General features: G+C 68.4%; 8 protein-coding genes. 2 read left to right on the top strand and 6 right to left on the bottom strand.

All coding sequences use genetic code 11. The features are described from left to right. Positions 1-17 precede the first annotated feature (17 nt). The 5 genes from EAF64_RS06335 to EAF64_RS06315 form a co-directional block, all read right to left on the bottom strand. Positions 18-887, bottom strand: a complete 870-nt coding sequence (locus EAF64_RS06335; protein WP_129068139.1) for a ZIP family metal transporter — start codon at positions 885-887, stop codon at positions 18-20. Positions 888-944: 57 nt separating this feature from the next. Then, on the bottom strand, positions 945-2,075 hold the full coding sequence (locus tag EAF64_RS06330; protein WP_129068138.1) for a DUF7344 domain-containing protein: 1,131 nt from the start codon (positions 2,073-2,075) through the stop codon (positions 945-947). Between the two features lie 88 nt (positions 2,076-2,163). After that, a complete protein-coding gene (locus EAF64_RS06325) occupies positions 2,164-5,754 on the bottom strand; it encodes a PAS domain-containing protein (protein ID WP_193767597.1) in 3,591 nt (1,196 codons plus the stop codon). A 64-nt stretch (positions 5,755-5,818) separates the two neighbouring features. Beyond that, a complete protein-coding gene (locus tag EAF64_RS06320) occupies positions 5,819-6,445 on the bottom strand; it encodes a uracil-DNA glycosylase (RefSeq protein ID WP_129068136.1) in 627 nt (208 codons plus the stop codon). A 46-nt stretch (positions 6,446-6,491) separates the two neighbouring features. Further along, positions 6,492-7,022 (bottom strand): type IV pilin, encoded by a 531-nt coding sequence (locus EAF64_RS06315; RefSeq protein ID WP_129068135.1) that lies wholly within the window; start codon positions 7,020-7,022, stop codon positions 6,492-6,494. Between the two features lie 102 nt (positions 7,023-7,124). On the opposite strand from EAF64_RS06315, the gene ileS reads away from it, so the two are divergent. Beyond that, positions 7,125-10,331 (top strand): isoleucine--tRNA ligase, encoded by a 3,207-nt coding sequence (gene ileS / locus EAF64_RS06310; RefSeq protein WP_129068134.1) that lies wholly within the window; start codon positions 7,125-7,127, stop codon positions 10,329-10,331. A gap of 53 nt (positions 10,332-10,384) precedes the next feature. On the opposite strand, the gene EAF64_RS06305 is transcribed toward ileS, so the two are convergent. Then, the gene (locus tag EAF64_RS06305; RefSeq protein WP_129068133.1) at positions 10,385-11,788 is read right to left on the bottom strand and encodes a PAS domain-containing sensor histidine kinase; all 1,404 of its coding nucleotides are present in this window, start codon (positions 11,786-11,788) and stop codon (positions 10,385-10,387) included. A 492-nt stretch (positions 11,789-12,280) separates the two neighbouring features. Here EAF64_RS06305 and EAF64_RS06300 point away from each other — a divergent pair, with 492 nt between their 5' ends. Then, positions 12,281-13,246 carry a DUF726 domain-containing protein gene (locus EAF64_RS06300; RefSeq protein ID WP_129068132.1) on the top strand — a complete coding sequence of 322 codons (966 nt, stop codon included), beginning with the start codon at positions 12,281-12,283 and terminating at the stop codon, positions 13,244-13,246. Positions 13,247-13,260 lie beyond the last annotated feature (14 nt).

The following is a 13,260-nucleotide window of genomic DNA, read 5'->3' as shown; positions in this document are numbered from 1 at the left end:
GCCGCGCCGGCGGCGGGTTAGCCCAGCGACACGTCCAGATACAGCATGACGACGACGCCGAGCATGGTGCCGAGGGTGGCGATCCGTTCGTTCCCACGGACGTGGGTCTCGGGGACGATCTCGTCGGAGATGACGAACAGCATCGCGCCGGCGGCGAAGCCCATGGCGTAGGGGAGCAGGGGTTCGACGAGCGCCACGGCCAGCACGCCCAGCAGGACCAGTGGGAGTTCGACGATGCCCGACCGGAGGCCGGCGACGACCGCGTAGAACCGCCGATCCAGCCCGGCGTTGATCGCCGCGACCGACACCGCCAGCCCCTCCGGGACGTTCTGGATGCCGATGGCGAGCATGAGCGAGATGGCCTGGGCGAGCGCCGCCTCCGCCGCCGCGGGGTCGGTGGCCTGTGCCACCGCGCCGAAGCCAACGCCGACGGCCAGCCCCTCGGGCATGTTGTGGAGCGTGATCGCGAGGATGAACAGGACGACCGGGGCCAGTCGCTCGTCGTCGACGCCGGGGACGGACTCGCCGGGGTCGGCGGCGTCGGTCCGGCGCTCGCCAGTCAGCAGGTAGTGGGCGTGGGGCACCAGTCTGTCGGCCTGATCGAGAAAGAGGACGCCCAGCGCGAGGCCGACGAGGACGGGCACCGGATCGCCGCCAGCGTACTCCTCGATACCGGGGACGATGAGGCTCGTGAACGCGGCCGCGAGCATCACGCCGGCGGCGAAGCCCAGCGCCCCGTCGAGGCCCCGCTGGCTCGGGTTCTTCCAGACGAACACGAGAGAGGCCCCGAGCAGGTTGAGACCGGCGATGACCAGTCCCCCGACCAGCCCCATGACGACCGGGTTCGTTCCGACGACGCTCCGGAACGCCTCGACCACTGCCGTCATTGCCGACACGTTCTCACAGCAGGAATAATAGTGCCCCGGTCATCGACGGTCTCGCTCTCAGGGGAGTGCTTCCGGCCGCCGGCGTGAACTGTCGGCCGTGTCACTCACTCCGACCACGTCGCGGAGCGCCGTCACGAGGTCGTGGCCCGTGCCATCGACGGTGACCGCCCGCTCGTCGCCGTCCCGGGACCCCACCAGCGCCGCCCGCCGGTCCGCGAGGACGACCCGGCCGAGTCGGCCGTGCGTTCCGGGGAGCGGCCCCAGTCGCTCGCCGTCGGCGGCCCGGACCGAGATTCCGGACAGCGCGCTCTCGACGGACTGGGCCGTGCGGTCGTCCGTCGCGGCGACGGTCACGGCCACGCCGCGGTCGATCGCCTCCCGCAGGTGCGTGAGACAGTCCGCGGTCACCATCTCGGGAGTCGCGACCACGAGGGCGAGCGACTCGTCGGCGTGGTCGAACAGCGCCCGCTGGCGCTCCCGAACGTCCGTTCGGCCGGCGACGGTCCAGACCGCGTCGTCGTCGGGCCGCTGTCGCTCCGCCGTCTCAGGGCTGTCGCCGTCGTGTGTCACCTCGCGCAGGTGCGCCGTGCCCTCGGATTCGTCCGACCGGCAGGTCGCAGTCCTCGCCTCGGGGTCGTAGTCGAGGACGCCGCTGGCGTCGAGTTTCGGGAGATGGACGTGGTGCAGCGTCGAGCGGACGGACGCGAGGTCGGTGGCCCCGTCCTCACCCTCGCTGACGGCGACGGCGACTGCGAGGACGGCCAGCGGGATCCGGTCGCCCGATTCACACCCCGCCAGGACCGAGCGGAGCGTCCGCCGGCGGTCCCGCCACTGGTCCGGTGTCGCCGATCGGTCGCGTCCCGTCGGCTCGCCCGTCGAGCGGTCCGTGCCGCCGCCGTGGTCGCTGTACCACCGATCGACCGCTTCGGGGGTGTCCGAACGTGCCCGAACGGTGCCGCGCTCGCGGTCGAACTCGATCAGCCCGGCGCTGTCGAGTCTGGGGAGGTGGGTGTGTACCAGGGCGACCTCCTGGCGTGTGACGGCGGCGTCGCGGCCGTCGTCGAGCCGGTCGGCGAGCGCCGCCGCGAGTTCGTCGACGGTGCAGGCGTCCCGGTCCGCGACCGCGGCGAGGACGTGTCTGTGGCGGTCCGAGAACGGGCCGGATCGAGCGGTCGTCTCACGGCGCATCACGTTGGGGACGTCCGCACACCGGGGGAAAAGCCGCGTGCCTAAACGGTTTGGAGAGCCCCGCGCCGCCGGGTCCGAAACCGGCGGCTCAGTCCGCCGTGGCTCCGTCGTCGCCGAGCAACGCCGTCAGGATACGCCCCTCGGCGGCGCGGAGGTGCTGGTGGAAGGTCGGCGGGGAGATCCCGAGCGCGTCGGCGACCTCCTCGCCGGTACTCTCGCGGGGCCACTCGAAAAAGCCCGCGTAGTAGGACGCCTCCACCGCGGCCAGTTGCCGGTCGGTCAGGATCGCGTCGAGGTCGAGCCCCCGGTGGCCGCCGTCGCGGCTGTCGAGGGTCGTCCGGCGCTGGACGAGCATCTCGGCCTCCGGGTAGATCCGCTGGACGCCGTCGACGACCGCCCGGACGGACGCGTCGGGTGGCAGTTCGACCGTCATGTGGTAGTCGCCGTCGGTGACCCGCGCGGTCTCGACGCGGCCGCCGTGGGCGCCCAACAGCGACAGGACCGGCGGATCGTCGAGGTGGACCTCGAACCGCCGGTCGTCTCCGACCGTCCCGACGTAGGTCAGGTCCTGCCAGTGCGGGACCAGATCGACGAGGTCGTCGAGCCACGCCTGGGCCGCCTCGTCGGCACTCCCGTAGGCCAGGTACGTGTCCCCACCGGTCGGGATGGTCTTCGCGACGGTGACGGTGCCGGTCGGCTCCCCCTCGAATCCGAGAGTCTCGAACAGGTTCCGGATACGGAACTCGACCTCGGTGACCTCGTCGCTCATCAGGAGCCGCTGGCGCTCGATGGCGTTGATCGTGTGGCCCATCACGTCGCCGAGGCCGCCCAGCACGGCCCGCTCCTCGGTGTCGAAGGCGTTGGCCCGCTCGGTGTAGACGTTCAACACGCCGTAGACGGTGTTCTCGTAGCTGATCGGGACCGCCGCCGACGCACGGTAGCCGTACGCCCTGGCCCGCTCGCGCCACTGCGCGTAGTCGGGGTCGGTCTGGACGTTCTGACACACCTGCAACTGGCCGGTCCTGAACGCCCGGCCGGTCGGCCCCCGGGCCGCTTCGCTGTCGTCGACCCGGATCGTCACGTCGCTCAGATAGTCCGTCACGCCGGCTTCGGCCCGGGTGACGACCACGTCTTCGGTCTCGTCGACCGCGCCGACCCAGGCGAAGGCGTAGGAGTCGGAGTCGGCCAGTCGTTCACAGACCAGTGCCTCGACCTCCTCGCGGGTCGACTGCCTGAGCAGGGCGCGGATGATGTCCCGGCCGACCGCGTTGAGGTTGTTCAGCGCGGCCAGTTGCTCGCGCTGGCGGCGGAGTTTCTCCTCGTGGGCGACCCGCTCGATGGCGGTCGTGAGGATGTTCGCGACCGCTTGCACGAAGGCCACGTCCTGCTCGCTGAACTGCTCGGGCTCGGTGTCGTGGGTGCCGAGGACGCCCCACGGCCGTTCGGGCGTGCCGACGACGACGCTCACACCGCTTCGCACGCCGTGGCTCGTGAGCAGTTCCGGGCCCGAAAAACGCTGTTCGGTTCGCAGGTCCTCGACGACGACCGGCCCCTCGGACAGGAGCGTGTAGCCGGCTTGCGAGTCGCGGTCGGTGCCGACGGTCGCCTCACCGACGAGCCCGTCGCGCCACCCCACGCCGGCCCGCAGGTGCATCTCGCCGTCGGACTGCAGTTCCAGTAGCTTGCAGTAGTCGACCTCGAGCGTCCCCGAGATGGCCGTGACCGCCTGCTCGAACAGTCTGTCGAGGTCCTCGGCCGCGAGCGCGTACTGGCCCAACTCCGTGACGACGGCCTGCTGGCTGACCCGCGTCTCGAGTTCCTGCTCCCGGCGACGCTGGTCGGTCACGTCCTGTGACATCCCCATCCCGGCGACGACCTGACCGTCGTCGTCGCGGACCGGAACGGCGTGAAACTGGAGGGTTTGGTCGCCGAACGCCACCTCGAAACACCGCTCCTCGCCGTCGAAGACGGCCTCGTAGTGGGGGACGACCTGATCGGCCAGTTCCGTCGGTACGCGCTCGTCGATCCGCTCGCCCTCGATGTCGCCGGCGTCGAACGGGTAGTCCGCGAACCCCTCGCCGCCCGCCAGCAGGAAGCGCAGTTCCTCGTCGAACAGCGTGACGACGCCGTTGGGGAACTGCTCGACCAGCGTCCGGTACCGCCGCCGCGACCGGGCGAGTGCCTGCTCGCGCTCCTTGCGCTCGGTCACGTCCCGGAAGTACACGGAGAGGCCACTCTCGGTGGGGTAGATCGTGTTCTCGAACCAGGCGTCCAGCGGCGGGTAGTAGTCCTCGATCGTGACCGTCGTCTGCTCGTCGAGGGCCTCCTGCAGCGCCGCCTCGAACCGCTCGGTGGGGTCGAGTTCGCTCCGGATGTCGTTGCCCAGCACCTCGTGTTCCGCTATCCCGAGGAGCTCGGCCGCGCGCTCGTTGACGAACGAGAACCGCAACGCCGAGTCGAGTCCGTAGAACCCGTCGCTGATCCGGGCGAACACGTCGTCGAGTTCGGCCCGCAACTCGTCGCGTTCGCGTTCGAGCTGTCGCGCCTGTGACTTCAGCCGGGTCACGTCCTCGACGGTGACGACCGCCCGGTCGACGTGCCCCTCGCTGTCGGTGAGCGGCACCGCGGTGACCGACAGGAACAGCCGCCCCTGCTCGGGGAGTTCGACGCGTAACTCCCGGTCGTACACCGGCTCGCCGGTCTCGAAGACCGTCCGGGACGGCCGCTGCTCGGGCGGGATCGGCTCGCCGTCGACGGTGTACACGTCGTACCCAGTGGGGCTTTCGAGGGGGGTTCGCTCCACGTCCTCGGGGATGTTCGTCCGGATCACGTCGCCGTCGGCGTCGACGACGAGGATGGCGACCGGCGCGGCGTCGAGGGCCCGCTCGAACAGGTTCCGTTCGCGCTCGAGCTGGCGGGCGTGCTCGCGGCGCTCGGTCATGTCCCGTGTGATCTTGACGAACCCGTCGAGGTCGCCGTCGTCGTCACGAACCGGCGTGATGACGACGTTCGCCCAGAACCGGCTCCCGTCCTTCCGGACGCGCCACCCCTCGTCCTCGGCCCGGCCGCTCCCGACCGCCTCGGCGAGATTCCGCCCCGGCACGCCGGCCGCCTGGTCTTCCGCCGTGTAGAACACGTCGAATCGCTCGCCGATGATCTCCTCGGCCGCGTACCTCTTGATCCGCTCCGCGCTGGTGTTCCAGCTGACGACGGTTCCGTCGGTGTCCAGCGTGAAGATGGCGTAGTCTTCCACGTAGTCGACCATCTCCCGGAACTGCGCGTGGTCCGCGTCGCCCCGGTCACTCCGGGGCTGCAACACGCCGACGACGCCCCCCTCGGCCCGGCCGAGCCCGAGCGTACAGGGCGTGGTCTCCCCGTCGGCGGTGGCCGTCACCGCGACCGACTCGATTCCTTCGTCGCTCGCCGCCAGCCGCCGGAGACCGATCTCGACCCGGGCAGCGTCCGCCGGATCGAACAGTGCGCTGACGCGTTCACCCAGGATACCCCCGCGACTGTGGCCGGTCAGGTCGAGGAGTCCGTCCGTGACCGCCCGGAGCCGACGGTCGCCGTCGAGTCGGAAGCAGGCCACGCCGGCCGTCCTCGCCAGCGTGCCGACGAGGCTCGAATCCCCCCACCGGTCCGATACGGGAGCCGAAGCGCCCGCGGATTCGTCCGCCATCGTACGACCGCTTTCCATCCGACGGTGATAAACGCAACTGTGGATCTCGTTTCCCGTTTCTCGGTCACCACTCCGCGACCGCTTGCCCGATGGCGTCGACGTACTCCGCGCGTGTGTACTCGAGCCGCGAGAGCCACACGTCCTGGTAGGAGGGGTGCAGGAGCGGCAGGACCGTCGTCGACAGGTCGGGGCAGTCGACCGGCGACAACACCGCGTCGAGGAACCCCTCGCAGTCGCGGTCGACCATCGCGAGCACCGACCGGGTGGCGTGTTTCCCGGTCGTGACCACGGCACGCGGCGCGACCGTCTCGATCTCCTCGCGCAAATATGGTCGGCAGTTCGCCCGCTCTTGCTCCGTCGGCTCCCTGTTCGTCGTCGGCTCCTCGGGAGCTGCCGGGAAACACTTCACGGCGTTGGTGAAGTAACACTCATCCGGTCCGTAGCCGGCGTCGGCGAGCACCGTCCTGATGCGTCGGCCGGAGTGGCGGGACGTGTAGGCCATCCCGGTCCAGTTGCCGCCGCGCCAGCGGTCGGCGTCGGGATCACCGTACCCCGGCGCTTCGCCCACGACGACGAGATCGGCGTCGAGCGGACCGTTGCCCCACGAGATACACTCCCGGCCCTCGACCAGCGCGGGACAGCGCCGGCAGTCCTCGGCGAGCGGGTTCCGGTCCTCGGGGTCGGTTGGCATCGGGCGGTGATACTGATCGGTCGTACTCCACGATGACGGTTCGTGCTCAATTCGCGGTCAGTCGCTCTTCGACGATCACCGCGCCCGAGGGGGTGTGGACGATTCGGACCGTGATCCGATCGCCGGGATCGAGTTCGCAGGCACCGCTGGTCAGCCGGAAGTCGAACACGTCGCCCGCCCGGTACACGTCCTCGCGGAGTGCGCCTCTCGCCTGGCCGGTGCGACCGTCGAAGATGTCCGCGCCCTCGACGTTCTCGTCGGCGTCGATGGTGTTCGTCGGGAGGCCGACGATCCGCCCGCGTTTCCCGCAGGCGTCGGACGCGTCGACGGCGATCTCGACGTTTTCGACCCGGACGGGATCGCCCGCCTGGTGGTAGAGCCGGACGCGCTGGTTACCGAAGCCGCCGTCGTCGGCGACGAGGTCGCCGCTGGACTCGGCGATCGTCGGTGCTGGGTCGTCGACCTCGTCGCCGAATCCCAGTGCCCCCAGCGACAGGACGGCCGCGACGACGACGGCGACGCCGACCAGCAACACCTCACCGAGAACTTCCGACTGGCCGCGCTCGGCTCCGAACACGCCGTCCGCTTGCCGCTCGCTCCGGATAAACGGACGGTTCGGCTCGCCCCCTCGTGGCGCGGGACCGATTTGCCTTTAGTCCCGGCTCCGAATGGGATTCACATGAGCAGGTTCGAGCCGGTGGACGACCAGTACGAGCCCCACGACCTCGAAGACGAGGTCTTCGAGTACTGGGACGCGGTCGACGCCTACGAACAGACCAAACGACACCGGGCCGACGGCGAGACCTACTTCTTCGTCGACGGGCCGCCCTACACCTCCGGGTCGGCGCACATGGGGACGACCTGGAACAAGACCCTCAAGGACTGCTACATCCGCTATCTCCGCATGCAGGGGTACGACGTGACCGACCGCCCGGGCTACGACATGCACGGGCTCCCCATCGAGACCAAAGTCGAGGAGAAACTCGGCTTCGAGAACAAGAAAGACATCGAGGAGTTCGGCGAGCAGAACTTCATCGACGAGTGCAAGGACTTCGCCGAGGAGCAACTCGAGGGCCTCCAGGAGGACTTCAAGTCCTTCGGCGTCTGGATGGACTGGGACGACCCCTACAAGACGGTGCGCCCGGAGTACATGGAAGCGGCGTGGTGGGGCTTCGAGAAGGCCCACGAGCGCGGGCTGGTCGAGCAGGGGAAACGCTCGATCAACCAGTGTCCCCGGTGTGAGACCGCGATCGCCAACAACGAGGTCGAGTACCACCAGGTCGGCAAGCCCTCCATCTACGTGAAGTTCCCACTCGAAGACCGGGAAGGGAGCCTCGTCATCTGGACGACGACGCCATGGACAATCGTCGCCAACACCTTCGTCGCGGTCGACGGCGACCTCGACTACGTCGGCGTCGACGCCGAGAAGGACGGCGAGACCGAGCGCCTGTACGTCGCCGAGGCCTGCGTCGAGGACGTGTTGAAAGCGGGCCGCTACGACGACTACGAGGTCGTGGCGGAACTGTCCGGCGAGGAGATGGTCGGCTGGGCGTACGACCACCCCCTCGACGAGCAGGTGCCCGACCACGCCCAGGCCGAGGGCTCCGGGCAGGTCTACACCGCCGACTACGTGGAGGCCGACCGCACCGGACTGGTCCACTCCGCGCCCGGTCACGGTGAAGAGGACTTCGAGCGCGGGCAGGAACTCGACCTCGAAATCTTCTGTCCCGTCGGCAACGACGGCGTCTACACCGACGCCGCCGGCGAGTACGAGGGCGAGTTCGTCCGGGACGCCAACGACGAGATCATCGGCGACCTCGATTCGGCGGGCCACCTCCTGTCGAGCGAACAGGGACACTCCGTCCGGGAGGGACAGTGCTGGCGCTGCGATACCGATATTGTTCGCCTCGTCACCGACCAGTGGTTCATCACGGTCACCGACATCAAAGACGAACTGCTTTCCAACATCGAGGACAGCGAGTGGTACCCCCAGAGCGCCCGTGACAACCGATTCCGGGACTTCGTGGAAGACTCGCCGGACTGGAACGTCTCCCGCCAGCGCTACTGGGGCATTCCGATCCCGATCTGGACGCCCGACGACGGGGAGTGGAGCGGCGAGATGGCCGACGCCATCGTGATCGGCACGCGCGAGGAACTCGCCGACCGCGTCGATCAGGACATCGACCCGGACGCGGTGGATCTGCACAAGGGCACCGTCGACGACCTGACGATCACCGAGGACGGCCGGACTTACACCCGCGTCGGCGACGTGTTCGACGTGTGGCTGGACTCCTCGGTCGCGACGTGGGGCACGCTGAACTACCCCGAACAGGACGACGACTTCGAGGAACTGTGGCCCGCCGACCTCATCGTCGAAGCCCACGACCAGACCCGGGGCTGGTTCTGGTCGCAACTCGGTATGGGCACCGCCGCGCTCGGCGAGGTCCCCTACGATCAGGTACTGATGCACGGTTGGGCGCTGGACTCCGACGGGCGAAAGATGTCCAAGTCCATCGGGAACATCGTCGAACCCGGCGAGGCCATCGAGCGCCACGGTCGGGACCCGATGCGCCTGTTCCTGCTCTCGGTCACCGGACAGGCAGACGACATGAAGTTCTCCTGGGAGGAGATGGCCGAGATGCAGCGCCGGCTCAACATCCTCTGGAACGTCTTCCGCTTCCCGCTGCCGTACATGCGGATGGACGAGTTCGATCCTGCCACTGTGGACCTGACCGACGCGGAGACGGAACTGGTCGACGAGTGGGTCCTCTCGCGGCTTCAAACTGTGGAGGAGACCATGACCGAGCACTTCGAGGACTTCGAGCAGGACAAGGCGCTGGACGAACTGCTCTCGTTCGTCGTCGAGGACGTCTCCCGGTTCTACGTGCAGGTCGTCCGCGAACGGATGTGGGACGAGGGCGATAGCGCCTCCAAGCAGGCCGCCTACGCCACGCTCTATCGCGTCCTCGAAGAGACGGTCGCGCTGATCGCACCCTTCGCGCCCTTCGTGGCCGAGGAGATCTACGGCAACCTCACGGGCGACGCCGGTCACGACACCGTCCACATGCGTGACTGGCCCGAACCCGACGAGTTCTGGAAGGACCCCGCCCTCGAAAGCGAGGTCGAGGTCGCCCGGGCCGTCGAAGAGGCGGGCTCGAACGCTCGCCAGCAGGCCGAACGGAGCCTCCGCTGGCCGATCACGCGGGTCGTCGTCGCGGCCGACGACGAGGAGACCGGGGCGGCCGTCGAGAGCCAGCGCGACCTCCTGACCGAGCGGCTGAACGCCCGCGACCTCGAACTGATCGAGCCCGGCGAGAGCTGGGGCGAACTCGCCTACTCCGCCGAGGCCGACATGAGCCTGCTGGGACCGGAGTTCGGCGACGAGGCCGGCCGGGTGATGAACGCGATGAACGAGGCCAGCGTCGACGAGCCGACCGTCCAGGCCCTGGAAGCGGCCGTCGAGGACGCGATGGGCGAGGCCGTCGACCTGAGCGAGGAGATGGTCGAGTTCGTCACGCAGACGCCCGACGACGTGACGGGCGTGGCCTTCGACGTGGACGGCGACGAAATGGGCGTCGTCTACATCGACGCCGGCCTGACCGAGGACATCGAGAGCGAGGGGTACGCCCGCGAGGTGATCCGCCGGGTCCAGGAGATGCGGAAGGACCTCGATCTCGATCTGGAGGCGCGCATCCGCGTCGACCTCGACATCGACGACGACCGCGTGGCCGACCTCGTGGCCGACCACGAGGATCTGATCGCCGAGGAAGTCCGAGCCGACGAGTTCGGATCGGTCGAAGACGGTCACCGGAAGGAGTGGGCGGTCGAGGGTGTCGAGATGGAGATCGCAGTGGAAGCGGTGGCGGCGGCGGAAGCGTCGGAGTAGCCTATCACGCCGGAGTCGAGCGGAGCGAGGCCACCCGGCGATGACGAAGGCGGTCAGTCCTTGCCGGTCGGCAGTCGAAGGATGGCTTCGGTTCCCCGGTCTGTCCGGTCGACGGTGATGCCGCCGCCGGACGCGTTGGCGACGGTCGCCGCCAGCCACAGGCCGGCCCCGCTGCCGTGTTCGAGGGCGGTTTCCTCCCGTCGTTCGAGGATAGCGACCTCTTCGGGGGCGATGCCGGGGCCGTCGTCGGCCACGCGGACCGTGACCGTCCTGGCGTCGCGTTCGACGTCGATCCCGACCCACGGGTCGGGGCCGTCGTTGTGTTTGACGGCGTTCTCGACGAGGTTCTGGATGGCCAGGTCGACGTCGTCGTGAGCCTGGGCCGTGACGGACGCGGGGCCCCGTCGCTCGACGGTCGCGTCGGGGTGGTTCCGGTCGGCCCGGGCGGCGATCTCGGTGACGAGGTCACCCACGTCGGTCTCGGTCACGTCACCGTTGCGAAGGATGGCCCGTTCGATGCGGGTGGCCTTCTGACTGGTGTCGGTGAGCGAGTTGCACTTCTCGACGATGCGCTCGGACAGATCGCGGACTTCCTCGTCGTCCGAATCGGCGAGCAACTCGGCACAGGCCCGGATGACGTTGATGTCGTTGCGGAGGTTGTGGCGCATCACTCTGGTGAGGACCTGTTTGAGCTCCGAGAGCTGGCGTTCCCGTTCCTTGCGCTTGGTCACGTCGCGGGCGATGCCGACGACGCCCTCGACCTGCCCGTCGCGTTCCAGCGGCGTGAGCCTGTGTTCGCCGGTGACGGTCCGGGAGCCGATCTCGGACTCCATCTCGACGGCTGCGTCCGTGCGGTCGCCGGTGAGGATGGCCTCGACCGCGTCGGCGTAGCGGGCGAACGTCTCGGCGTCGACGACCGACGCGAAATCCAGCAGGTAGGTGCCCTCTAGCGCCGCGACCGGGATACCGGTGAACTCCGTGACGCGCTGGTTGACGAGCTCGGTGCGGCCGTCCGGTCCGTAGACGTAGGCGATGTCGCGGCTGCTCTCGACGATCGCACGATAGAGACTCTCCGTGTCCGTCTCCCGGTCGATCCGTCCGAGGACGACCTCCATCGCCGCCGGGGCTCCCTCGTACCTGACCGTCGTGCCGTGGAGCTCGACTGCGCGCTCGGTGCCGCCGGCACGGACCATCGTGCAGGTGTACTCCCGTCGCTCGTCGGGCGTCGCGCAACCCGCCGCGAGCGCCGTCTCGACGCGCTCCCGATCCGCCTCGTCGACGAACGACAGGAACGACTGCCCGGACAGGTCGGCCGCCGGGACGCCGAGCAGGTCGCCCAGGGCCTCGTTCGCGTGGACGACGGCCCCGTCCTGGACGATACAGACGCCGACGAGGTCGCGTGCCAGCAGTCGCTGTTGCCAGGGAGAGGCCCCGTCGACGGCATCCGGCACAGTCACGTTCCTACCTGTGAGTCAGACTGACATGGCTTAATAGTTAGAGGTACGTCGGTGAGTGAAGCCGGGCCTCGCTACTTACGGCCCGTTCCAGTCGGAGTGGCGGAAACGGCCGCGAGGCCCGCGCGCCCCAGATTGCGGCGTCCACTCGCCGTGCTGACGCGGCCCGCCGAGCGGTGCCAAGAGGCAGAAAAAACGACCGCAACCGGCAGCTAATGATACGAATTCTGGTACGAGTGCCGAGTGCTGGGCGTGTATCTCACACGCTCACACGGCCGAACAACCCCGTCGTTTCTTTATCAGTTTTCCAGACCGAGTGGTCGCGACACCGGGCTGAGCTTAACTAAGTTAGGCAGAATCTAAAATATACTTATTGCATTCTAATTCGGCGTAAAATAATTAACGATGGTAAATACTGCGACGGGCAGTATATAAACAGCTGTCCTTGTGGGGCGGTACTTACATATCGATCCCCTCGCCCGTGACAGTCGCATTATGTCACGGGATCGGGAGCCTGTTGACGACGCACAGGGCAGAGAGAGCACGCGACGGTCGTTTCTCGAGGCGGCCACGACTGCGACGGTGGCGGGGGCCGGACTCGTCGGTGCCAGCGGACAGGCGGCGGCGCTGTCCTACGGACAGACACAGGCACCGGACGGGTATCCGATCGTCTCGACACGGGATCACTTCGACAGCGACGCCGATCTGATCAACGGCGAGACGCCGACGAGCTATCAGATCGAAGGCGACTGGGACGCCGACGAGTCCTGGGGGTACACGCCGGGCGACGAACTCGTGATCTGGGTTCACGGCTTCCTCAACGCCGACAAGGACGCTATCCTCCTTCCCCAGGGTGTCAACGCGGGCTACGAGACGGACCTGGCCCTCCAACAGAACGGGTACGACGAGTTCGTCACCGCGTTCTCCTGGGACGCCGACGAGGGTCGCAGCCTCGACCTCGGGTGGGCGGACGCGAAGGACATCGCCCGCGCCAACGGGGAGAAACTCGCCCAGTTCGTCGTGGACTGGAACGACGAGTCGACGCCGGTCGGAAACGGCGAACCGGTACGGATCGTCGCACACTCCCTCGGTGCGCGGGTGATCGGCGAGACGCTCGTGCGTCTCACTGCGGACCACGGCGCGGAAAACGCCATCGACGAGGTGGCCCTGCTGGGGGCGGCGATCCCCGACGAATCGCCGTCCTGGGCCAACGAGTACTACGGACCGATCGAGTACGCGACCGGCGAACTCACGAACTACTTCAGCTGGTACGACGACGTCCTCGATCTGGTCTACGAGACCCGCGAGGTCGAGGAGGCCCTGGGCCAGGAGGGGATCGGCGGCTGGGCACCCGACAACTACGACGACACGAACGTCTCCTGGGACGTGAGTAACCACCTCCAGTACTACAAGCCCGACGAGGGCTGCATGGCGACCGTCGCGAGCGACTTCAAATCGTAGGGGCGCGGTCTCTC

Source organism: Halorientalis pallida (assembly GCF_004118325.1).
In the GTDB taxonomy this organism is placed as follows: Archaea; Halobacteriota; Halobacteria; order Halobacteriales; family Haloarculaceae; genus Halorientalis; species Halorientalis pallida.
This window is presented reverse-complemented; position numbering and strand designations above follow the sequence as displayed.